General features: G+C 64.8%; 24 protein-coding genes and 1 pseudogene. 11 read left to right on the top strand and 14 right to left on the bottom strand.

Going from position 1 to position 25,725, the window contains the following annotated elements; translation table 11 throughout:
• Window positions 1–9: 9 nt before the first annotated feature.
• The gene (locus LOY33_RS25150) at window positions 10–909 is read right to left on the bottom strand and encodes a LysR family transcriptional regulator (protein ID WP_043863342.1); all 900 of its coding nucleotides are present in this window, start codon (window positions 907–909) and stop codon (window positions 10–12) included.
• A gap of 139 nt (window positions 910–1,048) precedes the next feature.
• On the opposite strand from LOY33_RS25150, the gene LOY33_RS25145 reads away from it, so the two are divergent.
• The 4 genes from LOY33_RS25145 (at window position 1,049) to LOY33_RS25130 (ending at window position 8,004) form a co-directional block, all read left to right on the top strand.
• Entirely contained in the window at window positions 1,049–2,539 is a 1,491-nt protein-coding gene (locus tag LOY33_RS25145; RefSeq protein ID WP_043863343.1) for an aldehyde dehydrogenase family protein, read from the top strand.
• Between the two features lie 112 nt (window positions 2,540–2,651).
• A complete protein-coding gene (locus LOY33_RS25140) occupies window positions 2,652–3,938 on the top strand; it encodes an FAD-binding oxidoreductase (protein ID WP_258660458.1) in 1,287 nt (428 codons plus the stop codon).
• A 245-nt stretch (window positions 3,939–4,183) separates the two neighbouring features.
• Window positions 4,184–6,184 carry a DUF4034 domain-containing protein gene (locus LOY33_RS25135; protein ID WP_058541727.1) on the top strand — a complete coding sequence of 667 codons (2,001 nt, stop codon included), beginning with the start codon at window positions 4,184–4,186 and terminating at the stop codon, window positions 6,182–6,184.
• A gap of 5 nt (window positions 6,185–6,189) precedes the next feature.
• On the top strand, window positions 6,190–8,004 hold the full coding sequence (locus LOY33_RS25130; RefSeq protein ID WP_058541728.1) for a M48 family metalloprotease: 1,815 nt from the start codon (window positions 6,190–6,192) through the stop codon (window positions 8,002–8,004).
• Between the two features lie 484 nt (window positions 8,005–8,488).
• Here the strand turns inward: LOY33_RS25130 and LOY33_RS25125 are convergent, their stop codons facing one another.
• The 4 genes and pseudogenes from LOY33_RS25125 to LOY33_RS25110 form a co-directional block, all read right to left on the bottom strand.
• The gene (locus LOY33_RS25125; protein WP_058541730.1) at window positions 8,489–9,880 is read right to left on the bottom strand and encodes a PAAR domain-containing protein; all 1,392 of its coding nucleotides are present in this window, start codon (window positions 9,878–9,880) and stop codon (window positions 8,489–8,491) included.
• A gap of 204 nt (window positions 9,881–10,084) precedes the next feature.
• Window positions 10,085–10,186, bottom strand: a pseudogene (locus LOY33_RS26180) (hypothetical protein); the annotation flags it as partial.
• Between the two features lie 100 nt (window positions 10,187–10,286).
• Window positions 10,287–11,777, bottom strand: coding sequence for a YifB family Mg chelatase-like AAA ATPase (locus LOY33_RS25115; RefSeq protein ID WP_258660457.1), 1,491 nt, complete (start codon window positions 11,775–11,777; stop codon window positions 10,287–10,289).
• Window positions 11,778–12,090: 313 nt separating this feature from the next.
• Window positions 12,091–12,354, bottom strand: coding sequence for an accessory factor UbiK family protein (locus LOY33_RS25110; RefSeq protein WP_043863349.1), 264 nt, complete (start codon window positions 12,352–12,354; stop codon window positions 12,091–12,093).
• Between the two features lie 341 nt (window positions 12,355–12,695).
• Between LOY33_RS25110 and glnK the strand changes: the two genes are divergently transcribed.
• The 3 genes from glnK (at window position 12,696) to sutA (ending at window position 15,190) form a co-directional block, all read left to right on the top strand.
• On the top strand, window positions 12,696–13,034 hold the full coding sequence (gene glnK / locus LOY33_RS25105) for a P-II family nitrogen regulator (protein WP_002555808.1): 339 nt from the start codon (window positions 12,696–12,698) through the stop codon (window positions 13,032–13,034).
• A 41-nt stretch (window positions 13,035–13,075) separates the two neighbouring features.
• A complete protein-coding gene (locus tag LOY33_RS25100) occupies window positions 13,076–14,401 on the top strand; it encodes an ammonium transporter (protein ID WP_043863350.1) in 1,326 nt (441 codons plus the stop codon).
• A 465-nt stretch (window positions 14,402–14,866) separates the two neighbouring features.
• Window positions 14,867–15,190: a transcriptional regulator SutA gene (gene sutA / locus LOY33_RS25095; protein WP_043863351.1), complete on the top strand. Its 324-nt coding sequence runs from the start codon at window positions 14,867–14,869 to the stop codon at window positions 15,188–15,190.
• Between the two features lie 160 nt (window positions 15,191–15,350).
• On the opposite strand, the gene LOY33_RS25090 is transcribed toward sutA, so the two are convergent.
• The 6 genes from LOY33_RS25090 to lptM are packed head-to-tail and all read right to left on the bottom strand — an operon-like array spanning window position 15,351 to window position 19,923.
• The gene (locus tag LOY33_RS25090) at window positions 15,351–16,046 is read right to left on the bottom strand and encodes an HAD family hydrolase (protein ID WP_043863355.1); all 696 of its coding nucleotides are present in this window, start codon (window positions 16,044–16,046) and stop codon (window positions 15,351–15,353) included.
• Window positions 16,043–16,942 carry a tyrosine recombinase XerC gene (xerC, locus tag LOY33_RS25085; protein ID WP_054915482.1) on the bottom strand — a complete coding sequence of 300 codons (900 nt, stop codon included), beginning with the start codon at window positions 16,940–16,942 and terminating at the stop codon, window positions 16,043–16,045. The genes LOY33_RS25090 and xerC overlap by 4 nt, the downstream gene beginning before the upstream one ends.
• Window positions 16,942–17,679, bottom strand: a complete 738-nt coding sequence (locus LOY33_RS25080; RefSeq protein WP_043863357.1) for a DUF484 family protein — start codon at window positions 17,677–17,679, stop codon at window positions 16,942–16,944. Before LOY33_RS25080 ends, xerC begins: the two co-directional genes overlap by 1 nt.
• A 13-nt stretch (window positions 17,680–17,692) precedes the next feature.
• Window positions 17,693–18,523 (bottom strand): diaminopimelate epimerase, encoded by an 831-nt coding sequence (gene dapF / locus LOY33_RS25075; protein ID WP_058541735.1) that lies wholly within the window; start codon window positions 18,521–18,523, stop codon window positions 17,693–17,695.
• A 4-nt stretch (window positions 18,524–18,527) separates the two neighbouring features.
• Window positions 18,528–19,775 (bottom strand): diaminopimelate decarboxylase, encoded by a 1,248-nt coding sequence (gene lysA, locus LOY33_RS25070; RefSeq protein ID WP_043863359.1) that lies wholly within the window; start codon window positions 19,773–19,775, stop codon window positions 18,528–18,530.
• 13 nt (window positions 19,776–19,788) lie between these two features.
• Complete coding sequence (lptM, locus tag LOY33_RS25065) at window positions 19,789–19,923, bottom strand: LPS translocon maturation chaperone LptM (protein WP_043863360.1); 135 nt, start codon at window positions 19,921–19,923, stop codon at window positions 19,789–19,791.
• A 195-nt stretch (window positions 19,924–20,118) separates the two neighbouring features.
• Between lptM and cyaY the strand changes: the two genes are divergently transcribed.
• The 3 genes from cyaY (at window position 20,119) to rnk (ending at window position 21,241) form a co-directional block, all read left to right on the top strand.
• Window positions 20,119–20,451, top strand: a complete 333-nt coding sequence (gene cyaY, locus LOY33_RS25060) for an iron donor protein CyaY (RefSeq protein ID WP_043863361.1) — start codon at window positions 20,119–20,121, stop codon at window positions 20,449–20,451.
• 1 nt (window position 20,452) lies between these two features.
• Window positions 20,453–20,668 (top strand): DUF1289 domain-containing protein, encoded by a 216-nt coding sequence (locus LOY33_RS25055; RefSeq protein WP_054915485.1) that lies wholly within the window; start codon window positions 20,453–20,455, stop codon window positions 20,666–20,668.
• A 153-nt stretch (window positions 20,669–20,821) separates the two neighbouring features.
• Window positions 20,822–21,241 carry a nucleoside diphosphate kinase regulator gene (gene rnk / locus LOY33_RS25050; protein WP_043863363.1) on the top strand — a complete coding sequence of 140 codons (420 nt, stop codon included), beginning with the start codon at window positions 20,822–20,824 and terminating at the stop codon, window positions 21,239–21,241.
• Here the strand turns inward: rnk and LOY33_RS25045 are convergent, their stop codons facing one another.
• The 3 genes from LOY33_RS25045 to LOY33_RS25035 form a co-directional block, all read right to left on the bottom strand.
• Window positions 21,242–24,091, bottom strand: coding sequence for a class I adenylate cyclase (locus tag LOY33_RS25045; RefSeq protein ID WP_258660455.1), 2,850 nt, complete (start codon window positions 24,089–24,091; stop codon window positions 21,242–21,244).
• 197 nt (window positions 24,092–24,288) lie between these two features.
• Entirely contained in the window at window positions 24,289–24,537 is a 249-nt protein-coding gene (locus LOY33_RS25040; protein ID WP_043863365.1) for a TIGR02647 family protein, read from the bottom strand.
• A gap of 88 nt (window positions 24,538–24,625) precedes the next feature.
• On the bottom strand, window positions 24,626–24,910 hold the full coding sequence (locus LOY33_RS25035) for a hypothetical protein (protein WP_043863366.1): 285 nt from the start codon (window positions 24,908–24,910) through the stop codon (window positions 24,626–24,628).
• 145 nt (window positions 24,911–25,055) lie between these two features.
• Between LOY33_RS25035 and LOY33_RS25030 the strand changes: the two genes are divergently transcribed.
• Window positions 25,056–25,718 carry a glutathione S-transferase gene (locus LOY33_RS25030; protein WP_043863367.1) on the top strand — a complete coding sequence of 221 codons (663 nt, stop codon included), beginning with the start codon at window positions 25,056–25,058 and terminating at the stop codon, window positions 25,716–25,718.
• The last annotated feature ends 7 nt before the right edge of the window (window positions 25,719–25,725 follow it).

Here is a 25,725-nt window from a genome sequence, read left to right as displayed (position 1 = left end):
TCCTGTAATTCAGGACCTCGGCGCGGTCGCCTGTTCACGGATCCATTCCACCAGGCTGCGCACCTTGGGTACCTCGGCGGCATGCTCGGCGAACGCCACAAAGTACGCGCCGCTGCTGCGCATCGCGTAGGGCCACGGTATCACCAGCTTGCCCTCGGCCAGTTCCTGCTCCACCAGATAGCGCGGCACCAGCGCCACGCCGCAGCCCGACAACGCGGCGCCCACGCACATATAGAAGGTATCGAAGCGCGGGCCGTGGTAGCTGTTGGCCGAGTGCAGGCCCTGTTCCAGAAACCACTCGTGCCAGGCCTCCGGGCGCGAGGTGCTTTGCAGCAACACGCGCTCGGCCAGCTCGCCGGCCTCGGTCAGGGTATGCCCCTGCAGCAGTTCCGGGGCGCACACCGGCACAACCTCGTCGCCGAACAGCTCGATGCACGTGGCCCCCGGCCAGGTGCCCTGGCCATAGAAGAACACCACGTCGGCGGTGTTCTGCAGCAGGGCGAAAGGCTCCATCTCGTTGCAGATATCCAGGTGTATATTCGGGTAGCGCTTGCCGAAGCCCTTCAGGTGCGGGATCAGCCAGCGCACGCCGAAGCTCGGCTGGGTGGCCACCTTGAGCACTTCGGTCTGCTGACCGTAGGACAGGATGTAGCGGCTGGACATGTCGACCTGGGTGAGGATCTTGTTCACCTCGGCCAGGTACAGCGCGCCCGCCGGGGTCAGCTGCAGGCGTCGGCGGATCCGCAGGAACAGATGATGGCGCAGCATGTCTTCGAGCTGCGCCACCTGCTTGCTCACCGCGCTCTGGGTCAGGTGCAGCTCTTGCGCAGCGCGGGTGAAGCTCAGGTGTCGGGCGGCCGCCTCGAAGCATTGCAGGGCGGCCATCGACGGCACCAGACGTTTGGACATAGCGGTATCACTCACCCGTCGAATCATTACCTGGCGGAATGATGTGCAGAATAAAGGTCGTTTGTAGCGCCAGAGTGATCGGATTAATACTGATCCCATCACCAATTACAACCACTCACCGCCTTGCAGGAGAAGAATAATGGTTGATGGATTGCTCGACCGCCTGGGTGTACCGGCCTCTGCCTACACCCATGGCAACCATCCCGTTCACACCCCGATCGACGGCAGCGCGATTGCCTCGGTGCACCTGGAGTCCAAGGCTCAGGTACTGGGCAAGATCGAACAGGCCGAACAGGCCTTCCTGGCCTGGCGCAACGTGCCGGCGCCGCGTCGCGGTGAGCTGATCCGCCTGTTTGGTGAAGTGCTGCGTGAGCACAAGGCGCAGCTGGGCGAACTGGTATCCATCGAAGCCGGCAAGATCACCCAGGAAGGCCTGGGCGAAGTGCAGGAAATGATCGACATCTGCGACTTCGCCGTCGGCCTGTCGCGCCAGCTGTACGGGCTGACCATCGCCTCCGAGCGCCCGGGCCACCACATGCGTGAAACCTGGCACCCGCTGGGCGTGGTTGGCGTGATCAGCGCCTTCAACTTCCCGGTGGCCGTGTGGGCGTGGAACACCACCCTGGCGCTGGTATGCGGCAACGCCGTGATCTGGAAGCCATCGGAAAAGACCCCGCTGACCGCACTGGCCTGCCAGGCGCTGTTCGAAAAAGCCCTGAAAGCCTTTGGCGAAGCGCCGCAAGGCCTGGCGCAGCTGATCATCGGCGACCGCGACGCCGGCCAGGCACTGGTCGACGACCCGCGCGTACCGCTGGTAAGCGCCACCGGCAGCACCCGCATGGGGCGCGAAGTCGGCCCACGCGTGGCGGCACGCTTCGGTCGCAGCATCCTCGAGCTGGGTGGCAACAACGCAATGATCCTGGCCCCGAGCGCCGACCTGGACCTGGCCGTGCGCGGCATTCTGTTCAGCGCCGTGGGTACCGCCGGGCAGCGCTGCACCACCCTGCGTCGCCTGATCGTGCACCGCTCCATCAAGGACGAAGTGGTGGCCCGCGTCAAAGCCGCCTACGCCAAGGTACGTATCGGCGACCCGCGCCAGGACAACCTGGTCGGCCCGCTGATCGACAAGGGTTCGTTCACCGCCATGCAGGACTCCCTGGCCCGTGCCCGTGATGAAGGCGGCAGCGTGTTCGGCGGCGAGCGCCAGTTGCAGCAGCAGTACCCGGATGCCTACTACGTGAGCCCGGCGATCGTCGAGATGCCTGGTCAGAGCGAGGTGGTGCGCCATGAAACCTTCGCGCCGATTCTCTACGTGCTGGCCTATGACGAGTTCGACGAAGCGCTGCGCCTGAACAACGAAGTGCCACAGGGCCTGAGCTCGTGCATCTTCACCACCGACCTGCGTGAGGCCGAGCGCTTCCAGAGCGCGGCGGGCAGCGACTGCGGCATCGCCAACGTCAACATCGGCACCAGCGGTGCCGAGATCGGTGGCGCGTTCGGTGGCGAGAAAGAGACCGGCGGTGGCCGTGAGTCGGGTTCCGATTCGTGGAAGGCCTACATGCGTCGTCAGACCAACACCGTGAACTACTCGCGCGAGCTGCCGCTGGCGCAGGGCATCGTGTTCGACTGATAACCGCGTCGGCCCCTTCGCCGGCAAGGCCGGCTCCTACCGCAACCGTGTAGGGGCCGGCCTTGCCGGTGAAGGGTACTTCCCGTTCCAAGGCCAACCAACGGAGGCGGCCATGACCGACCTGCGTCAAGAATGTCTGTGGGAGTTCGTCACTCCGCCTGCGGCGCCTGCCGCCGCACTGACGGCACAGATCAAGGCCGATGTGTGCGTGATCGGCGGGGGTATCACCGGTCTGTGCACGGCCATCAACCTGCTCGAGCAGGGCAAGTCCGTCGCGCTGCTCGAAGCCCGTGTCATCGGCCATGGTGGCTCGGGGCGCAACGTCGGGCTGGTCAATGCCGGCACCTGGATCCACCCCGACGATGTCGAGGCCACCCTGGGCCAGCAACAGGGCAGCCGCCTGAACAAGGTACTGGGTGAAGCCCCGGCCGAGGTGTTCGCCATGATCGAACGCCTGGGCATCGACTGCCAGGCACGCAACGAAGGCACCCTGCACATGGCGCACAACGCCAACGGCGTAGCCGACCTGCAGTCGCGTCACCAGCAATGGAGCCGACGCGGTGCCGATGTCGAGCTGCTGACCGGTGCGCAGTGCCAGGAATACTGCGGTACCGACAAGATTTCCGCCGCGCTGCTCGACCGCCGCGCCGGCACCATCAACCCCATGGGCTACACCCGGGGCCTGGCCGCTGCGGTACGCCGGCTGGGTGGGCAGGTGTTCGAGCAGTCCGCTGTCACCGGGCTCACCCGCGAAGGCAGCGCCTGGCTGGTGAAGACTGCCCAGGGCGCGGTCAGCGCCGACAAGGTGGTGATCTCCACCGGTGCCTATACCGAGGGCGACTGGACCGCGTTGCAGAAGCAGTACTTTCGCGGCTACTACTACCAGGTGGCTTCCAAGCCCCTGCAGGGCGCTGCGGCCGACAACGTGCTCAAGCACGGCCAGGGCTCGTGGGACACGCGCACGGTGCTCAGCAGCATCCGTCGCGACGACCAGGGCCGCCTGCTGCTGGGCAGCATGGGCCGGGTCGACAACAAGCCGGCGTGGTTCGTGCGCAGCTGGGCCGACCGCATCCAGGGGCACTACTTCCCGCAACTGGGCAAGGTCGACTGGGAAATGCACTGGACCGGCTGTATCGACTTCACCCCGGACCACCTGATGCGCCTGTTCGAACCGGCCCCGGGCATCGTTGCGGTCACCGGCTACAACGGCCGTGGCAACACCACCGGTACTGTGATCGGCAAGGCCTTCGCACAGTACCTGCTGCAGGACGATCCGGATGCACTGCCGATCCCGTTCGCCCCGATGAAACCGGTATCGGCCCCGTTGCTGCGCACCGGCTTCTACGAAACCGGCTTTTCGCTGTACCACGCCGGGCAGTGCCTGCGCGTGCTGCTGTAACCCCCGCTCCAGTGCGCGGCCATCGACAGGGATGCCCTGGTCGATGGCCTTCGGCATTGCCCGCATGCCGTCCACCTGCCCGCATTTTCAACGCCCCGTACCGCTCGCGCCCGGTCGAGAATCATTAACACCCGCGATTTTTTCAATTGGACTGGATCCAATCGGTAGTGTCGTTTAGCCTTCGCCGCCATCATGAGCGCCTTTGCGCTGAACGCGCTCGCTAAAACGGACTTGAAGGGTGCCACTTGCACAACATTCCCCATATTCGCCTCCACCTGCGTGACCTGGTTCGTACCGAGTCCTTCGCCGAGCTGAACAGCTACTTCGATGCCCTGCAGGCCGAGTGGAGCAGCGCCGAGCCTGGCACCCACCATTATCTGGACACCGCCCGCACCGGCACGCTGTTCGACTTCAGTGTGACCCCGGCGCCGGAGATCGCACGCTTTCTGCAGGCCTGGGTCGCCGCCTGCCCGGATGCCTTCCATCCGCGCCTGTTCCTGGGCAACTACTGCTATGGCCGCGCCGGCAATATCCGCGGCAACGGCTGGGCCAACAGCGTGACCGACGACTGCTGGCTGGGCGCGGCGCTGGCCTGTGAACTGTCGGCGGTGCACCTGCTGGCGGCGCTCGAACGTTCGCCGCAGCCGGTGGCTGCAGGCGTCACCCTGATGGAGCTGTGCGCGCACTTCCACGAGCCGGCGTGGCTGAACGCGCTGTTCGGTGGCGAGCCTGCCAAGGGCATGGCCAGCGACAACCAGGACCCCGAAACACTGGAGATGGCGGTCGAACACCTGGCCCACTACGGCCTGACGCCATTGCAACAGGCCCCCACGGCGCTGCCGGCCGGCTTGCCGCAACGCCAGGCGCACGAGATGGACCAGGGGCAGGATTACTGGCTGCACCGCGTGATGGAGTGGCGCCCGGACTGCCTGGAAGCGCTGCTCAACTATGCCAACTACCTGTTGCCGCGCTGGGGCGGCAGCTACGAAGACATCGAAGGCTTTGCCAGCGGGCCGCTGTGCGCCGCGCTGAGCGAGGCGCAGCGCAATGCGATCCGCTGGCTGGCGTTCTACGACATCCACGAGGATTACCCCGCCAAGGAGGAATTCAACGCTGCACGCGAGTACCTCGAGCACTTCGAGGCCTGGCTGCAGCGCGACCTGCTGCCAGCTTACCGCGGTTATGCGCTGGGTTACTTCGGCCAGTTCTGCAGCTATTCGCTGGACAACCAGCCACGTGCGATGGCGATGCAGGTCGCGAGCGTGCAGGCCTTCCCCGAAGGCGAGTACTTCCGCCATGTCGAGGGGCCGTTCCACAGCTTCGTCTACCTCACCATGGTGGCCAACATGGCCGACGAAACCGGTGCCTTCAAGGTGGCGGTCGAGCGCATGTGCGCGATGAACGAGTTGGGCGTGCCGGTGGCGATCAAGGCTGTCGGTCACCAGTTCGGCCTGTGGGGTTTCGACAAGGACCCGCAGTGTGTGCCGGCCTTGCTGGACCGCGCGCGGGTGCTGGGCGAACACGACCTGGGGGACTCGGGCCTGGACATCGTCAGCCTGCCGTCATTCCTGTGGGACGGTGGGCGCCACGACGAGGGTTACTTCCTGGCGGTGCAATGGGGCGAGCGTGGCCTGCCGGGCGCGGCCTATTTCCTGCACGAGGTACACACCGGTGCCCGTGAAGAGGCCCCGCAACGCTATGTGGACGAGGGCGAAAGCCTGCGCTGGCTGGAGCGCGGTGCCCAGGACGGCTGCCCGCAGAGCATGTTCAACCTGGCCTGGAAAAAGCTCTTCGACGACGAACTGGACATGCGTGTGCGTGCCAACCTCGACGAGGTGCTGCGCCTGTTCGAAGGCGCCCGCCAATCGTCGCGGGCAGAACAGCGCGCGCGCATCCGCATCGGCATCCTGCTGCGCGACTTCGGCACTGCCGAAGAACAGGAAACCGGCGTGAAGTACCTGCGTTCGCTGGTCGACTGTGATGATGACTGGGTCTCGGCGCGTACCAGTGCCGAGATCGCACTGGCCTACCTGCGCGGGCAGGGCGTTCAGCAAAGCCGCTTCGCTGCCATCGAGTGGGCGCAGCATGCCGTGACCCAGTTGCCCGACAACGAAGGCATCCAAGAAGTCCAGTACGAGGTGCTCAACTCCCACAGCCTGCTCAAGAGTGTCACCAGCGTGTTCGGTGCGTTCCTGGGGCGTGGCAAGGTCGGCGCCGACGACCTGCCGCCCAAGCCGGCGCAGTAACGCCCATGGCCGCACTGCAACGGTTGCGACTTCGTGCCTGGCTGCTGCTGGGCAACGGCTTTCTGCTGGTGGGCGGGCTGGCCCTGTGCGCGCTGCCGCTGGCGATGTGCATGTGGCTGCCCGGTGCTGCGGGGCTGCTGGCCGGGTTCGTGACCCTGCCAGCGGGCATGTTCGGCTACAGCATGCTCAAGCTGCCCTTTGCGACGCGTGCCGATTCCAGCGAGGACGGCATCGCCCTGCAGGCAGTGGACGCGCCGCAGCTGTTCGAGGAAATCGAGCGGTTGCGCCTGGCACTCGGCGCGCCTGCGCTGGATGCGGTGTACCTGAACGACGACTTCAACGCCAGTATCCGCCAGCACCACGTACTGTTTCGCAGGACGCGCAACGTGATGTGGCTGGGCCTGCCCTTGCTCGACACGCTGTCGCCACGGGCCTGTGCGGCGATCCTGGCGCATGAGTGCGCGCACATCGCCCAGCGTCATGGCCGCTATGCCAGCCGCGTGTATTTCGCACGGCTGCAATGGCAGGCGGCGAGCGAGCGGCTGGAGCGCCATCGCTCGTTGTCGAGCGCGCCGCTGCGTCTGTTCGTGGGCTGGTACGTGCCGCGTTTTCTGGCCGTGAGCATGGATTTTGCGCGGCGCTGCGAGTACCAGGCCGACGCCGAGGCGGCGCGGGTAGGCGGGGTCGAGGCGATGCGCGAGGCGCTGGTCGGCCTGGCCTTGCAGGGGCGGGCACTGGAGCAGGCGTTCTGGCCCAAGGTGTTTCTTGCCGGCAGCGCCACGCCATTGACCGACCTGGCCCGCAGCGGTGCGCCGAGCCTGCCGCAGGACATTGCCGAGGCCCGCAGCTGGCTGCATGGCGCACTGTGCAACGAGACCGACGACAGCGATACCCACCCGGCGCTGGCCGACCGCCTGGCGGCGCTGGGGGGGGCACCCGATCAGCCCGATGCGGCACTGGTGTGGCAGCGCAGCCAGCCCAGCGCGGCGCAGGCCTGGCTGGGTGAGCAGCACCTGCCATTGGCGCAGCGCCTGGACGAACAGCAGGCCGATGACAATGCCCGGCATTGCCAGCGCGCCCGTGACGAGCGCGAGGCATTGGTGGCCGAGCAGCACGACCTGCAGCGCAAACGGCGTATCCGTGCGCTGTCGGGCCACGAGATTGCCCGGCTGGCCTGGCTGTACCGCACCCTTGGCGAGGCGGGCGATGAGGCGCTGCGTTTGCTGGAAGATGCACTGCAGCAGGCGCCGGACGCGGCGGTGCGCTATCAGCTGGCCGAGTGTCATGCCCAGGCCGGGCGCCCGGACGCCGCCGCAGCACTGTGGCGGCAGGTGGCCGAGCAGCGCGGGCCGTTGCAGCTGTACAGCCTGCGCAAGCTCAGCGTGCTGGCCCTGCGCAGCGATGACCGCGGCGCGGCCGAGCACTATCGGCGCGAGGCCGATGCCCTGCAGCGTGCCGATAGCGACGATGACGGTGAAGACGGCGAGTGGGTGCCCCACGACCTGGTGCCCGTGGAGCGCAACAAGCTGATCGAGACGCTCACGCCGCTGCTGAAACTGGCGACCGGCGTGTGGCTGCTGCGCGAGACCGGCACGCGGCGCTACATTTTGCTGGTACTGGCGCGGGACTCGCTGACTTTCCGCCTGGTCAGTCGCCTGACCGGCGAAGACAGCTACCTGCGCCGGGATTGCCAGCAGATGCTCAACCGCCTGCTGCCGCGCATTCGCCTGGACCTGGTGCCCGTGGTGATGTCGGCCGGGGATGCGCGGCTGGTGTTCTGCTCGCAGGCGTCGCAGCTGCGCTTGAGCGCGTTGCTGTAGCGCTCAGATTCGATTGGTAAATGCCTTATTGCCTGCTCTTCAACACTTGCCTGTTTTTGCGTCAGGGGCTTGGGGAGCCGGCGGTTTACCGTCCGTTACGGCTTGCTCAAGTTGAGCAGGCCTACGCCAAACATGAACCAGGCAAACCCAATGATGATCAGCCATGAGGTAATAGTCAGGCGCCTTTTGAGCGCAAGAGGGAATTCATGAAAGTCCTTCGGATCCAGCTGCCCTCGTTTGATGGAGCGTCTTGCATACAACATGATCCCGCTGAGTCCTGATACGATCATGCATCGAGAAATGAAGCCGTGTGTTCCCCATATCTGCAAGAATCTGGGCAGACAGTCACTGCGCCGAAAGGCGTGAAGCAAACTTGAAAAATGTCGAGAATGGGCAAGTTGTACCTCTGACAAGAGGCCCCCGATCCCCAAGAAGCAGGGGGTTAACATAAACGCCAGCGCCCAGTGGGACTCCCAGAAGGCCATCATGGCTGGGCGTGCTCATAGATAACTTCCCCTAGCCATTCACCACCTGACATACCACCCAGACTCCCTGCTAAAGCCCCTGCACCGACGATGGCGACACTACAAACGGTCGCACTCACCGGTCCTAAACTCAAGCAACCTAACGCGAAAACCCTGTTTGCAGCGGCGCCCCCCAGTGAACCAAAACTAAGCCCTCCCAAGAAACTGCCAGCCTCGGTGAAGCGTATCTTTTTACACGCCTTGGTTTCTCCAGCCATGCACGCCTCTCGAATCTTGAAGTACGAAGAAGCAGCACCTATCACTACGCCGATGTGCCCGCCGGTCTTCAGGTACGTTGACATCCTTGCCACCTTCTCCAGGTGCGTTGCATATCCCGGAATTTGTCCTGGGACGCCCGCTTTGCTCCAATGATGCACCAGACTCCTGCTCGATATTCCAAGGCCTCTGCGCAAGGTGTCATGGCTGCCCAGGTTCATCGGTTTGTTGAGGAAGGCTATCCGCAACTGCGCTTCCATTCGCTTGAAAAGTTCTTTACGGGAAGCGAAGAACTGTGGGCTTTTCAAATGGCCATGCTTGGAGAATTGCTGCTGATGCAAGAGCTCGACCTGATGCAGTGTATTCTTCAGGTCTTCGAATGACCTCGCCATCATGGCCTGGGCCACCCCCATCGACAGACTCACGTCACTTAGTAATCCTGCGATTTCGGCCTGGTGCCTCATCATGAAATCGGCCTCATCGGGGCTCAGACCGGCAAGACTATCTCGCGCCAGTTCTGCCGCTTCCATCAGATGCAGTTCCTCACGCGTACACATCTGTGCACTTCCTGGATCACCGATGACAAAGATTTCCCCTGCCTTGAAGCCGTTCTCAAAGGTTGGGTTGAGACGCTGCAGACGAATGGCCAGGTGCCTCTGCGGGTCAGCCAGCCCATGCAGCACCTGATTGAATGACTGGCTGTGCTGGACAATATGAAAGCCCGGCTCCAGTCTGGGCTGCGCGAATGTTGTCATTGTGCTGACTGCTTGTCGTGGTGAGGGAGTCGACTCAAATCCGAGCGTCGATGCGCTAGGCTGGAGTGGAATGCTGCTCCTGATGGCAGGCCCTTGATGTAGCGGTGCAATGACATAGTTGCTGCCCAGCGGACATTTGCACTGAACCAGTGAGCCATCCACGGCTGTGCTGAGGCCGTCCTGTCGCCAGCGCGATTCACCCTCGATGATCGTGCCTTCTGCACCGCAGTGAGGGCAGGGTGTGGTCCTGTCGCCTTCAAGTAGCCAAGGGATGTCGTGCACCTGGCCGCGCGCATGACTGGCTATGCAGATTGCACCTGTACTGGTGAGATCTCCGTCCAGACCTTGGCCCTTGCCGAAGATATTCATGCGCTGGCTCATGATTCACCCGCGCAATGGAAGCAATGGGAAAGGAGAACGTTTTTCTTGGTCATGAGTGGGTGTCGCAAGCTGGGAAGAGCGCAACTTAGCAGTTGCTTATCCCGGATTTTCCCGGCTTGGAACGGTAAGGAAAGGTCCTGCGTGATTTTAGGATTTGGACGTAATCAGGTGTGCCAGGCTGTCGCCGTGGCTGGTATCCGGGGCGATCACGGCGCCCAGTTGCAAACGCTTGGCCAGGGGCACCGCAATGACCGCGGCAAGCAGGAAGATGACGGCTGTTTGCAAAAGGCTGCCTTCGTGTGGCATCGCTCGGCTCCAGGGGGCTGCTACGGCGGCAGCGTTGAACAGTGAGGGCGCATGATGAGGCTGCGCCCGGCATTGCACAAACCGATGGGCGTCAAGGCACCTAAGGCCCGGGGCGGTACTGCAGGGCCTCGGCCAGGTGCACACGCGCAATGTGTGCGGCCTGTTCCAGATCGGCCAGCGTACGCGCCACCTTGAGCAGGCGGTGCGCGGCCCGTAGCGACAAGGTTAGTCGTTCGCACGCGGTTTCCAGCCAGTGCTGATCGTCAGTGGACAGCGCGCAGTGCTGGCGCAGGCCGGGCAGCTCGAGAAAGGCGTTGGCACAGCCCTGGCGCTGTTGTTGTCGTTCGCGTGCGGCAGCCACCTGCCCTGCGATGTGGGCACTGGCGGGGCCGTTGTCGGTGCAGTGCGAGAGCGCCGTGGCTTCACGGGCGACGGTCAGGTGCAGGTCGATGCGATCAAGCAACGGGCCGGAGAGCTTGTTGCGGTAGCGCTGGATCTGGTCACTGCTGCATCGGCAGCGACCGGTGGGGTCGCCATGGTAGCCGCAGGGGCAGGGGTTCATCGCTGCCACCAGTTGGAAGCGGGCCGGGAAGCGGATCTTGTCCTTGGCCCGGGCGATCACGATTTCGCCCGATTCCAGGGGCTCGCGCAGCACTTCCAGCACGCGCCGCTCGAACTCCGGCAACTCATCCAGAAACAGCACGCCATGGTGGGCCAGGGTGATCTCGCCGGGTTGCGGGCGGCTGCCACCGCCGACCAGTGCGGCCCCCGACGCCGAGTGATGCGGGTGGCGAAACGGACGCTGCGGCCAGCTGTTGAGCGGCAGCGGGCTGGCGACCGACTGGATGGCCGCCACCTCCAGCGCTTCGCGCTCGTTCAGCGGTGGCAGCAGGCCGGGCAGGCGGCTGGCGAGCAGGGTCTTGCCGGTGCCGGGTGGCCCGCTGAACAGCAGGTTGTGGGCCCCGGCCGCTGCGATCAGCAGGGCACGCTTGGCGGCAAGCTGGCCCTGCACCTCGTTGAGGTCGGGGTAGGGCTGGCTGTGCAGGACCAGGCCGTTGGCCTTGTAGGGTTCGAGGGGCTGCTGGCCGTTGAGGTGCGCGACCAGTTCCAGCAGGTGGTCTACGGCGTACACCACCAGGCCCGAAGCCAGGCAGGCCTCCTCGGCATTCTCCCGTGGCACCACCAGGGCGCGCCCGGCTTCGCGGGCGGCAAGGGCGGCAGGCAGCACGCCCTGCACGCAGCGCACCGCCCCCGACAGCGCCAGCTCGCCCAGGCATTCCACTGCGTGCAGCGAGGCGATCGGCATCTGCCCGTTGGCGGCCAGGATGCCCAGGGCTATGGCCAGGTCGAAGCGTCCGCCATCCTTGGGCAGGTCGGCGGGGGCGAGGTTGAGGGTGATGCGCCGCGCGGGGAACTCCAGGCCGGAGTTGAGGATGGCGCTGCGCACACGGTCCTTGCTTTCCTTTACCGTGGCTTCGGGCAGGCCGACCAGGGTCAGGTTGGGCAGGCCGTTGGCCAGGTGCGCTTCGATGGTGACCGCAGGGGCCAGTACGCCCACCTGGGCGCGGCTGTGGACAAGGGCGAGGGACATGCACACTCCATGATCGGGACAATGCCGCGTCCTGCGGCTGGGGCAAGGATAGTGGTGCGCGCGCAGGGTGCGCGGGGGAGAGTGAGTCGAGGTTTTGCAGCGGTTGACGGGGCCAGGAGCGCTGGTCAAGATCACGGCGCCCCGGTGCAGCCTTCGGGCCGCGACGGCGTGCGTGCCAATGGCTTCTATCGCCGCTTGGGGGTGGGAGGTGGTGGCGCAGTTGGAGGAGGGGGATGTGCGGTATGAGAAGGTGAGGCAGGCCCCTGCATGACCCTGCAGGCGCCGGCCCCGCCGACGAAGGCTGCGCTGCGCTCTACTCGGCAGCCGCCGGGTTCAGCCGCGCTTCCATCTCTTCGACCTTGGCCTCCAGCGCCTCCAGGCGTGCGCGGGTGCGGGCCAGCACTACCATCTGGCTGTCGAACTCCTCACGGCTGACCAGTTCCAGCTTGCTGAAACCACTTTGCAGCAGCGCCTTGAACTGGCTTTCCAGTTCGCTGCGCGGCTGCGCGGTGTCACCGCTGAACAGGCGCGAGGCCTGGTCGCTCAGGGCATCGAGAAAGGCTTTGGGCGCGAGCATGTTGGTCCGTCCGGTAAATGCAAAGAGGCGTCCAGTGTAACACGCACCCCCCGCCCGCTCGCCCCGCACGCTTTTCGCGCATTCCCCCGATCGGTAGCGCACCGTTTTTGTGCGTGTTTGCCCTGCTGGCGACTGGCCAATTCCAAGCAAGGCACGCAAGCCCTTGTAATTGGTGGCTTTGGCAGACATGGCAAGGTTTCTGCTTAGAGCCAAGTGACTCATGCACTGGTGTCGGGCCTTGGGATTGAGGCCGACGAAGCGTTACAAAGCCAGGCACTGCGCTTAGACTTGAGACGGGTTTGTTTTCCTGGGGCAAGTCCACCAATTCGGGAGAGAGTTTCATGAAGCTAGTCACTGCCATCATCAAGCCATTCAAGTTGGACGACGTGCGCGAGTCGCTGTCCGAAATCGGCGTGCAGGGCATTACCGTCACGGAAGTCAAAGGCTTCGGACGGCAGAAAGGCCACACCGAGCTGTATCGCGGTGCTGAATACGTAGTCGATTTCCTGCCCAAGGTGAAGATCGATGTCGCCATCGACGACAAGGACCTGGACCGGGTCATCGAGGCGATCACCAAGGCGGCCAACACCGGCAAGATCGGTGACGGCAAGATTTTCGTGGTCAATCTGGAACAGGCCATCCGCATCCGTACCGGTGAAACCGATACCGACGCGATCTAAGTAACGCCGCCCCAAACCCCAACGCCCCAGGAGATAACAATATGACTCTGCGTCAGTTCGCAGGGCTAGGAGCCCTTTTGTCCCTCGTAATGCCTGGCATGGCCATGGCAGAGGAGGCAGCCGCCCCCGTGCTCAACTCCGGCGACACCGCCTGGATGTTGACCGCCACCGCGCTGGTGCTGTTCATGACCATCCCGGGCCTGGCGTTGTTCTACGGCGGCATGGTGCGTTCCAAGAACGTGCTTTCGGTGATGATGCAGTGTTTCGCCATCACCGGCCTGATCAGCATTCTGTGGATGGTCTACGGCTACAGCCTGGCGTTCGATACCACGGGTATGGAAGAGGGCGTGGTCAACTTCAATTCCTTCGTCGGCGGGTTCTCCAAGGCCTTCCTGGCCGGCGTCACCCCCGCAAGCCTGACCTCGTTGTTCCCCGAGGCGGTGTTCATCACCTTCCAGATGACCTTCGCCATCATCACTCCTGCCCTGATCGTCGGTGCCTTTGCCGAGCGCATGAAGTTCTCGGCCATGCTGATCTTCATGGCCGTGTGGTTCACCCTGGTCTACGCACCGATCGCGCACATGGTCTGGTCCGGTGCCGGCGGCCTGATGTGGGACTGGGGCGTACTGGACTTTGCCGGTGGCACCGTGGTGCATATCAATGCGGGTATCGCGGGCCTGGTGGCGTGCCTGGTGCTGGGCAAGCGCAAGGGTTTCCCGACCACCCCGATGGCCCCGCACAACCTGGGCTACACCCTGATGGGCGCGGCCATGCTGTGGATCGGCTGGTTCGGCTTCAACGCCGGCTCCGCAGCCGCTGCCAACGGCACCGCCGGCATGGCCATGCTGGTGACCCAGATCGCCACGGCCGCCGCTGCGCTGGGCTGGATGTTCGCCGAGTGGATCACCCACGGCAAACCCAGCGCCCTGGGCATCGCCTCCGGTGTGGTGGCGGGCCTGGTGGCGATCACCCCGGCTGCGGGCACCGTAGGCCCGATGGGCGCACTGGTGATCGGCCTGGTATCGGGTGTGGTGTGCTTCTTCTGCGCCACCAGCCTCAAGCGCAAGATGGGCTATGACGACTCCCTGGACGCCTTCGGCGTGCATGGCATCGGCGGCATCGTCGGCGCGATTCTCACCGGCGTGTTCGCGGCCCCTGCACTGGGCGGCTTCGGTACCGTCGAAGATATCGGCGCACAGGTCTGGGTGCAGGCCAAGGGCGTGGGCTTCACGGTGATCTACACCGCCATCGTCACCTACGTGATTCTGAAGGTGCTGGACCTGGTGATGGGCCTGCGGGTCAACGAAGAGGAAGAAGCGGTCGGCCTCGACCTCGCGCAGCACAACGAGCGTGGCTACAACCTGTAACATGCTCGAAAAAACATGCCCGGCTTGCCGGGCATTTTTTTGCCTGGATTTTGTCCATCCAAGGGCACGCAAACGGTTTCCACGGGGGCATTTGCAGGCGCTTGACGCTGTAATGGCCATCAAGCATAAAACTTACAGCGAACAAGGATATTTAGGCACTTTGCTTTTTCACACATCACGCTAGAATGCGCGCCGTAGGGAGCGGATGACCTGTCCGCGCACTTCGATACCCTTTGCTAGGCTTGGCATTGAACAGGCCGCTCACGGCGGGGTCAGCTGGTGAAGCAATGCCGGCAGCTCTTTCTTTTTGTCGGGCCCTGCATGGGCCCGCACGGTGCTCGCCAGGCGGTAGGGCGGGCGCCGCTGGCCGCGGGCTACCCGTGGCCCTGGATTTTTCCGGCAGTGGCCGCACCTGGCGCTGTTGGTCTATAACTTATCTGCTTTTCGCAAGTCATGAGGTAGAACATGAGCGACGATGATCTGGAAAACGACGACCTCGAAGTGGGCGACGAAGACGATACCGATGAAGGCCTGGAAGCGGCTGCCGACGACGTTGCCGATGACAGCGGTGACGACAGCCCCGCACCGGTAGCCAAGGGCAAGTCCAAGGCTGCGGTCTCGGTCGACGAAATGCCCAGCATGGAAGCCAAGCAGAAGGAGCGCGATGCGCTCGCCAAGGCGATGGAAGAGTTCCTGTCGCGTGGCGGCAAGGTGCAGGAAGTGGAGGCCAACGTGGTCGCCGATCCGCCCAAGAAGCCAGACAACAAGTACGGTAGCCGTCCTATCTGAGGGGTGCCGTCGAACAGAAGAGCCCGCCGTCGCTGCGGGCTTTTTTGTGGGTGGCGTTATGGGTTGCCGCTGCTGATGCTATCGCGGGGCAGGCCCGCTCCTACAACGATCACCGCAACCCTTGTGGGAGCGGGCTTGACCCGCGATGGGGCCAGCGGGGCTAACGCCAACTGAGCAACAGCTCAGGCAACTGCGACAGGCGCTGGATCTCGGCATCCGGCTGCCCCTCGGCTGTCCACGCCTTGCCCTGCGGGTTGAACCATATCGCGCGCAGGCCGGCCTGCTGGGCCCCAGCGATGTCGTCGCCCGGATGGTCGCCGATATGCACGGCATTGCCGGCCTCGGCCTGGCCCTGGCGCAATGCTTCGAGAAACGGCTGCGGGTCGGGCTTGCCGATGCCCAGGTCCTCGGCGCACAAGGCGAACCTGAAATAGTCGGCCAGCCCCAGGCGCCTCACGTCGGCATTGCCATTGGTGACCACGCCCAGGGTGTAGCGATGGCGCAGCACCTCCAGCACCGGCTGCACCTCGGGGAAAATATCCACCTGGTGGCGCGCATGCAGGAACACTTCAAAGCCCTCGTTGGCCAGGGCGTGGGCCCTGGCTTCGCTGTAGCCGACGTCGCTCATGGCATGGAACAGCACCTTGCGCCGCAAGGCGCTGATGCGATGCCGCAGGCCCGGCTCGGCCTGCACCAGGCGCTCGCGAATGGCATATAGGTGCTCCACCGGCACCGCGCCCAGGTCGGGTGCATTCGCCGCCAGCCAGTCGCGCAGTACGGCCTCGGCACTGACGATGACCGGGGCGGTGTCCCACAGGGTGTCGTCCAGGTCGAAGGTGATCAGCTGAATGCTCATGAGTCACTGTCCTTGCTGCGTTTGGCCCTTGGGTGGGCGCTGTCATAGACGCTCGCCAGGTGCTGGAAGTCCAGGTGAGTGTAGATCTGCGTGGTGGCGATGTCGGCATGCCCGAGCATTTCCTGCACCGCACGCAGGTCCTGGGACGATTCGAGCAGGTGGCTGGCGAAGGAGTGGCGCAGCATGTGCGGGTGCAGGTTCTGCCCCAGCTCGCGGCTGCCCGCCGCCTGGACCCGCAGCTGGATCGCCCGCGGGCCCAGGCGCCGGCCTTGCTGGCTGACGAACACCGCATTGTCCTGCGGGGCGCTGATGCCGCGCAGCGCCAGCCACTTTTCCAGTGCCTCTCGGGCTTTGCGGCCTACCGGCAGCACGCGGGTCTTGCTGCCCTTGCCATGCACCTGCACCAGGCCGGCCGGCAGGTCGAGCTGATCGAGATCGAGGCTGGTCAGCTCCGACAGGCGCAGGCCCGAGGAGTAGAACAGCTCGAGCATGGCCTGGTCGCGGCGGGCGAGAAAGTCGTCGTCCACCGCGCCTTCGAGCAATTGCAGCGCGCGGTCGGTATCGAGGGTCTTGGGCAGCCGGCGCTCGCCCTTGGGCGCGGCCAGGCCGTTGGCCGGGTCGTGGTCGCACAGGCCTTCGCGGTTCAGGTAGCGGTACAGGCCGCGCACCGCCGAAAGCATGCGCGCCAGGCTGCGCGACGACTGCCCGGCATGGTGCTGGCGCGCCACGAACTGGCGCAGGTGCTGGATCTGCAGGGCGCTCCAGCTGGCGATGCCGGTTTTCCCGCAGTAGGCCAGCACGTTGGCCAGGTCACGCCGGTAGGCCAGCTGGGTATGCTCCGACACCTGGCGCTCGTTGCGCAGGTGCGCGATGAACGCGTCCAGCTGGCGCTCCATCAGCGTACCGGGCGCAGGGTCTGGGTAAAGCGCGGTAGCACGCGGCCGAGCACTTCGGCGATGTAGCTCAGGAACAGGGTGCCGACGCTGCTCTTGTAGTGCTGCGGGTCGTGGCTGGCGATGGCGAGCACGCCATGCAGGCCCTGATAGTCGAGCGCGGCGACGGCACTGGAGCCGACTTCGGGGCGCTGGGCCTCGCCGAACAGGAAGTCCAGCTCGTGGTCGCGCAGGGTGCCGCTGACCGTCTTGCCCGCGCACAGCAGGCCGCCGATGGCCTGTTGCGCTTCGGTCGGGTTGACCCAGCGGCCCACGGGGGCCACGGTATCGCCGAACAGGATCAGGCTCACGAACGGCACCTTGAACTCCTGGCGCAGGCTGTCCTCGACGGCCATCACCACGGCCTCGAGGCTGTCGGCGTCGAGCAGGTCGAGGATCAGCCGGCGGGTCTTCTCGAACAGCCGGTCGTTGTCGCGGGCCACGTCCATCAGGTGCGAGAGGCGGTGGCGCATCTCGATGTTGCGGTCGCGCAGCAGCTTGAGCTGGCGCTCCACCAGCGACACGCTGTCGCCGCGCTGGTGAGGGACCTGCAGCTCCAGCAGCAGGTCGTCATGCTCGGCGAAGAACGCCGGGTTGGCACGCAGGTAAGCCACCACGTCCTGGGCCCCGACGCTGGGCGTCGAGCCCTGGGCGTCGGAGGCGTCGGGCTCTGCGGTGGGCGTGTGGGGCTGGTCGGTCATGGCTGGTACTCACTCATAGGCGAACCTGTCCTTCATACACGCGTACGGCAGGGCCTGTCATCACTACAGGCCGGCCCGGGCCGCCCCATTCGATGGACAGGCGCCCTCCGGGCAGGTCGATCAGCAGCGGCGAATCCATCCAGCCCTGGCTGATGGCAGCCACCGCCGCGGCGCAGGCACCGGTGCCGCAGGCCTGGGTTTCCCCGGCGCCGCGCTCCCACACGCGCAACTGGGCGCGGTGGCGGTCGATGACCTGGAGGAAGCCGACGTTGACCCGCTGCGGGAAGCGCGGGTGGTTCTCGATCTGCGGGCCGAGGTCGTGCACCGGGGCGCTGTTGATGTCGTCGACGCGCAGCACCGCATGGGGGTTGCCCATCGACACGGCGGCCAGGTTGACCGTGCGACCGGCCACTTCCAGCGGGTAGCTCAGGGCCTGGGCGGGGGCGTCGAAGGGGATCTCGGACGGCACCAGGCGCGGTGGGCCCATGTCGACGCTGATCTGCCCGTCGCCGCGCACATCGAGTTCGATGATGCCGCTCTTGGTCTCGACGCGGATGCGCTTTTTCGCCGTCAGGCGCTTGTCCAGCACGAAGCGCGCGAAGCAGCGTGCACCGTTGCCGCACTGCTCGACCTCGGACCCGTCGGCGTTGAAGATCCGGTAGCGAAAGTCCACGTCCGGATTGCTCGGCGCCTCGACGATCAGCAGTTGGTCGAAACCGATGCCGGTGTGCCGGTCACCCCATTGCTTGGCGTGCTTGGGCAGGATGTGCGCGTGCTGGCTGACCAGGTCGAGGACCATGAAGTCGTTGCCCAGGCCGTGCATCTTGGTAAAACGCAGCAGCATGGGGTCACTCCGGCAGTAGGCTTTCGCCGGCAAACAGCTCGGCCACGGTTTCGCGACGGCGCACTTCGAAGGCCTGATCGGCATCCACCAGTACTTCGGCGCAGCGACCACGGGTGTTGTAGTTCGAACTCATGACGAAACCGTAGGCACCGGCCGAATGCACGGCCAGCAGGTCGCCTTCGGCCAGGTTCAGCGCACGGTCCTTGGCCAGGAAGTCGCCGGTCTCGCAGATCGGGCCGACCACGTCATAGCTGCGCGGCTCGCCATCACGCGGCTGCACGGCGGTCACGTCCATCCAGGCCTGGTACAGCGCCGGGCGGATCAGGTCGTTCATCGCCGCGTCGACGATGGCGAAGTCCTTGTGCTCGGTGTGCTTGAGGTACTCGACGCGGGTCAGCAGCACGCCGGCATTGGCCACGATGTAGCGGCCCGGTTCGAATACCAGCGCCAGGTCGCGGTCGCCCACGCGCTCGCGGATGGCCTTGATGTAGTCGCCGGCCAGTGGCGGCTCTTCGTCGCGATAGCGCACGCCCACGCCGCCGCCCAGGTCCAGGTGGCGCAGGTAGATGCCGCACTCGCCGAGGCGGTCGATCAGCGCCAGCAGGCGGTCGAGGGCATCGAGGAAGGGCTCCAGCGTCGTCAGCTGCGAACCGATGTGGCAGTCGACGCCGACGATTTCCAGGTTCGGCAGCTGCGCGGCGCGCACGTAGACTTCTTCGGCATCGGCAATGGCGATACCGAACTTGTTCTCTTTGAGGCCGGTGGAAATGTACGGGTGGGTGCCGGCATCGACATCCGGGTTGACCCGCAGCGAGATCGGCGCGCGTACGCCCATTTCGGCGGCAACCACCTGCAGGCGCTCCAGCTCGTCGGTGGACTCGACGTTGAAGCAGTGCACGCCCACTTCGAGGGCGCGGCGCATGTCGTCGCGGGTCTTGCCCACGCCGGAGAACACCACACGGTCGGCGCGCCCGCCGGCGGCCAGCACACGCTCCAGTTCACCGCCCGAGACGATGTCGAAGCCTGCGCCCAGTCGTGCCAGCACGTTCAGCACGCCGAGGTTGGAGTTGGCTTTTACGGCGAAGCACACCAGGTGCGAAACACCCTGCAATGCATCGGCGTAGCTACGGTACTGGGCTTCGATATGCGCCCGCGAGTACACGTAGGTAGGCGTGCCGAAGCGTTCGGCAATCGCCGACAGCGCCACGCCTTCCGCGAACAGCTCGCCGTCGCGGTAGTTGAAAGCGTCCATGGGGATCCCTTAATCAGTGCTGGTGCGATTGCGACTTTTTGCCGTCTTTGCCGTCTTCAGGCAGGTACAGTGGGCCTTTCTGACCGCAAGCGGAGACGAGGCAGGCAATCGCGACTAGCGCCGCGAGGGAGGAAATCAGGCGCTTCATGGCGAAATCCTTTGAATTTAAGCAGTATTGCGCCCGAGTATACCGAGCGCCCGGCGCCTTGCCTATGTAGCCGCTGCGCCGTCGGACAGGCGCCCGTGCAGGGTGTCGGCTGCGGGCGTTAACCTTTGCATTCGTGGCGCGGCGCTCGTATCTTGCCCGGCTTGCGTGTGTGCAGACATTTTCGAGGTTCTTGCAATGAGTTTGAGCGAAGCGCGTTTTCACGACCTGGTCGACGCGACCCAACAGGCCCTGGAAGACCTGTTCGATGAAACCGACCTGGACCTGGACATGGAGAACTCGGCGGGCGTTCTTACCATCAAGTTCGACAACGGCAGCCAGTTGATCTTCAGCCGCCAGGAGCCGCTGCGCCAGCTGTGGCTGGCCGACAAGTCGGGTGGTTTCCATTTCGACTATGACGAAGCCAGCGGCAAATGGACCTGTGAGAAGACCGAGGAGCTGCTCGGCGAGATGCTCGAGCGCATCGTCTGGGAGCGGGTCGGCGAAAAGCTCGACTTCGACGAGATCTGAGATGAGCACTGCTGCCAAACCGGCCAAGCCGCTGTACAGCAATGTCAGCCCGGCGGTGCCGTCGCCCTGCATCAGCCTCTGCCGGCTGGACGAGGCCAAGGTGTGCCTGGGCTGCTTTCGCCATGTCGAGGACATTCGCCAGTGGCGCAGCGCCGACGACCAGCGCCGCCGCGAGATCTGCGCCCAGGCACAGGCACGACGCCAGGCGGCCGGCTAGGCTGCGACGGCGAGCCTCTTGTGTATTTATTGTGCTGTGGTAGTGTCGAGGTTGATCGGCCTGGCCGAAAAACATGCAAACCCCGCCCTTGGGCGGGGTTTTGCTTTATAACGCCCAGCACTTTTACCCATGAACAAGGAGTCTGACTGGATCATGAGCACCAAGCCTTCCCTTATCCTCACCCGATTGGACGTACAGCGTCTCGAGCGTCTGATCGATGGCCTCGATGAAAAGACGCAGGACTCGCCGGGTGTGCTCGCCCTGCAGGACGAGCTGGACCGCGCCGAGCAGGTAGTGAGCCACGAGGAGGTTCCGGCCGGTGTCGTGACCATGAACTCGCGCGTGCATTGCCGCGATGAAGTCAGCGGCAAGGACTACCACCTGACCCTGGTGTACCCGAAGGATGCCGGCGCCGAAGGCACGGTCTCGATCCTGGCGCCGATGGGCAGCGCATTGCTCGGCCTGTCGGTGGGCGAGCAGATCGACTGGCCAGTGCCCGGCGGCAAGACCCTCAAGCTCAAGCTGCTCGAAGTCGAGTACCAGCCCGAAGCCGCAGGCGACTTCGACCTCTGATCAGGCCGCTTCCAGCGCCTGGTTCAGCACCCGCTCCAGTTCCTGCTTGTAGCGCAGGTACAGGATGCTCGAGCCCTGGCCTTCGGCAAGCAGGTCGGACAGGTCCAGGTCGGTGATGTAGCAGCGGTAGCGCTGGGCGTCACGGCGCTGGCCGACGATCTCGCGGGCGACCACCGCATACAGCTGGTCGCCATACTCGAGCTCCGAAAACTCCTTCTGGTTGCAGTACAACGTCACCTGCAGGGCGTCTTCGACGCCTGCCTGGATGATCGCCTGCACTTCGTAGGCGGTGCTGCCCAGCGTGGTGGGCGGTGCCTGGCGCGGCTCCAGTTGGCGTGCCCGGCCGATACCGGGGGGCGACAGCTGATAGTAGAGGATGTCCAGCGCGCCCTGTGCCGGCAGCTCTTCCAGCGGCAGCCGTGCGTTGTGCCGGAACACCACCGATTGCAGGAAGCGCTGCAGCGGCAGCAACAGGCTGCTGTCGTCGTGGTAGGGCAGGCGTTGCTGCCACAGCGCATTGAATTCATCCAGCACGTAGACGTCGGCCCAGTTCTCCTGCACCCGGTAGAACACCTGCAGGCACTGCGGCTGGCCCTGGGGCAGCACCAGCGCCAGGTCGTGGTCTTCCAGCACGTTGGCGTCCAGGTGCAGCGGGGTGTAATCGGCACGTTCCTCGCCCAGGTATGCCAACAGTGCATCCTGACTGTCCAGGCTGACCAGGTTGACCGCCCCGTGGTGCAATTCCAGTACATGGGTGTGATGCTGCACCTGTATCAGGTAGCGATGCCCCAGGCCTTCGGCAAGCAGCGCCTGAGCGGTGGCGAACACCTCTTCGACCCGCTGGGCGATGGCCTGGGCGCGGTTGTGGCAGAAGCAGCGCACGTTCAGCGTAGGCAGGTGGCCCTTGCTGCCCAGGCTGTTGAGGTAGTCGCGCAGGTTGCGCATCAGGGCGTGCTCGCCGTCATACCGCTGCACCAGCACTTCGTTCCAGCTGTTGAGGGTCACCTGGTCCAGGGTCAGCACCAGGTTCTCGCGCACCCCGGCGTAGCTCAGCGAGTCGGTGCGCTCGGTGGTCATCAGGATGTTGAGGTCGCGGTGATGCTGCAGCGGGTCGATGCCGACGTTGACCAGCAGCAGGATCTCGTCCGCCACGCTCGGTTGCAGCAGGCGCGCCTCGCTGACTTCCTTGAACGGCAGGGCCACGCTCTGCTGCAGGCTGCCCAGCAGGTTGAACAGCTCGTACTCGCTCAGGTCGCTGCTGCCGGGGTTGAGCGCCAGGCGCGTGGTGCTGTCGATCACCCCGTTGCGGTGCGCCCAGGCCAGCAGTTCGAGCAGTTCGCGGCAGCGCTTGAACGGCACGAACTGCTCCCACTCATGGGCGTTCAGGTTGCCGCTGTACAGGCTCCAATGGGTTTGCCCAGGCTCCTGGCGATTGGGTGCCTGGACCAGGGTCAGGGTGTCTTCGGCCAGGTCCGGGGCGATGCCCGGGTTGATGAACTCGACCTTGCCGGCGCGCCGCTCGAAGGCGGCGTAGAGGCGTCGGCCCAGCACGTTGAGGTCGCGCTGGTCGAGGCGCGTGGCAGCTTGCGGGTTGCGTGCGAACTGGCCGAGAAAACGGTAGCTGTGGTTGAGTTCGGCCACCAGGATGCGCCGTTCGGCTTCCACCTGGCGCACCTTCCACTGGCTGCGGCTGTCCAGCAGCATCAGCTGGCGCTCGTCCCAGCCCCACTCGCGGGTCAGGCGCTCGAGCAGGTCGCGCTGCCAGCCGCCGCTGCGCTGGCGCGCCAGCAGGCTGATCTTCTTGTTCACCTTCAGGTACAGGCTGCGTCGCACCAGCTCCAGGCGCTGGGCCTCGCCGCGGTGCTGCAGGTACTGCTCGATACGCCGGTACACCATCATGTACGGGTCCAGCTCGTCGAGGTCGAGACGGTTGGCGAACACTGCCTGCTTGAACTGCAGGCTCAGGCACTGCACGTGCGGATGTTCGCTGGCATACACCTCGGTCAGCAGCAGCTTGAGCAGCGACTTGTAGGGTGACTCGATGCCCTTGAACAGCTGCCACAACCCGGCGCCCACGAACTCGCCGGGCGGGATGTGGGCCAGGTGGCCGAGGTCCAGGTTCTCGTCGGCGCGGATGAAGCGCTTGGACAGCAGGGTCTGGGTGTAATGCGCGTAGCTGCCTTCCTCGTAGACCGGCACCAGCCACCACAGCGGCGTGCGCCCGGCCAGCCACAGCGCGGTGCGGTAGAACTCGTCCAGCAGCAGGTAGTGCTGGGTGGTGCCGCAGTCGTCGGAACTCAGTGCGGTATTGCGCTCGCCGGTGACGAAGCGCTCCGGCTCGATCAGGAACAGGTGCAGTTCGGCGCCCTGGGATGCGGCCCAGACCTCCAGCAACACGCACTTTCTGCGCAGCTCGCTCAGCTCGGCCTCGCTGAGCCCGGGGGCGTGGCACAGCCACACGTCCATGTCGCTTTCATCGGCCTGGGCCAGGGTGCCCAGGCTGCCCATCAGGTACAGCCCCAGCAGCGGGCGCGGTGGCTGGCCGTGACGCTTGCGGTAGGTGAACGAGCGGGTCAGGCGCTGGGCCTCGGCCAGCGCCTCGTCGTCGGGCTCGTAGCACGAGATGCCCGCCGGAGTGGTGCCCGATACGTAGCCGGGCAGCAGCGGGTGATTGACGTGGAAGAACAGCGCCAGCAGGTTGAGCACCTGCTGCTGGCGGCTCGACAACCCTTCCATGGCGCGTGCCAGTCGACCCTGGTTGATGGCCAGGAAGCGCTTGCGCAACTGGCTGAGCACCTTGCGATCGATGCCTTCGTCGAGGTCGGGTCGAATTTCGTGGGGGTGGTTCATTGCAGGGCTCTAACTGGCCATCACGGGAGCAATGGCGAGTTTAGCCGCTACGGGGCGAGGGGCTGAAATCTATTTGATTTCTGGCGCCATTTTGTCAGCGCCTGACGTATTGACCGGGTGTGGCCTTCGCCGGCAAGGCCGGCTCCTGTATCGATCTGCAGGAGCCGGCCTTGCCGGCGAAGGCTTCAGCGAAGCTCTCAAGCCGGCTCGGCGACCGTGTTCAGGATGATCAGCAACTGCTGTACGTTCTGCGCCGCATCGCGGCCCAGCGGGGTCAGGTAGCCGCCGTCTTCCTGGGTGATCAGTTCCTTGGAGAACAGGCGCTTGGCGGCGGCAATCGCCTGGGGTGCTGCGGTGGCATGGACTTTCAGTCCTTCCTGCGTGCTGTCCAGGTTGAACAGCGCGAGTATTTCCAGTTCGGCAATCAGCTCGGGGGTAAACGACATAGATACTCCGGACTTTCCTGAAGTGGAGGGCAGCACCCTTGCAGGGGTACATGAAGTTGCAGTGTAGCCACGCCAGCCGGTAATTGCTTCAGTCCTTTTCGGGTGGCAACTCAGGCAGCGCACGCAGGGCGGTTTCGTACCACTGCGTATCGAACGCCCGGTCGTCCTCGAGCATGGCGTCGATCTCGCAGGCCAGCACGTGGGCCATCAGGTTGAGGATGTCCTCGCGCTCGTAGCCCACCAGCGTCAGCTTGTTGAACGTGGCCTTGGCCGCTGGCGGGTTGTCGTTCTCGATCTGGTTCTCGATGGCCTGGATCAGGGTCGATTCGGCGAACGCTTCTTCGTCATTGTCGATATCGGTGGGCTCGCTCATGGGCGCTCTCCTCGGAATGGGCATCCAGTTTGCCATGCAGTGCACGCCAATGCCTGGCTATCGAGCAACTGCATGATGCTGGTCAGTGCCTGCGGTAGCGTCTATAAAGGCCAGGCCAACCCCTTTCGGCCTGGAGGCATGTTTCATGCTCAAGCTTCACGGTTTTGCAGTCAGCAACTACTACAACATGGTCAAACTGGCGCTGCTGGAAAAGGGCGTGCCCTTCGAAGAGGTGCTGTTTTTCGGCGGCCCCGGCCCCGCATCACTGAAGATCAGCCCCTGCGGCAAGGTGCCGGTGCTGGAGACCGAGCACGGCTTTCTCAGTGAGACCAACCTGATCCTTGACTATATCGAGCAGACCCAGCCCGGCAAGGCGCTGCTGCCCGAGGGCGTGTTCGCCCAGGCCAAGGTGCGCGAACTGGCCAAGGAGATCGAGCTGTACATCGAGCTGCCGGCCCGAGCCTGCTACCCCGAGGCGTTCTTCGGTGCCCAGGTGGACCCGGCCATCAAGCAAAAGGCCAAGGCCGAGCTGCTGGCGGGTCTTGCCGCCCTCAAGCGCAACGGTGCCTTCGCTCCCTATGTGGCGGGCGAGCAGATGACCCTGGCGGACATCCTGTTCTGCTACAGCGTCGACCTGGCGTATGCGGTGGGCAAGAAGGTGTTCGACATGGATGTGCTGGCGGACTTCCCGCAGGCCAAGGCCCTGCTCGAACACTTCAAGCAGAACCCCAACGTGCAGAGAAACGCCGCAGACAAGGAAGCCCAGATGCCGGCCTTCCTCGAGATGGTGCGTACCGGCAAGCGCTGACTTCAGC

The organism is Pseudomonas sp. B21-036 (assembly GCF_024748925.1).
In the GTDB taxonomy this organism is placed as follows: Bacteria; Pseudomonadota; Gammaproteobacteria; order Pseudomonadales; family Pseudomonadaceae; genus Aquipseudomonas; species Aquipseudomonas palmensis.
The sequence above is the reverse complement of the archived record's forward strand: the minus strand, read 5'-3'. Positions and strand labels throughout refer to the sequence as shown.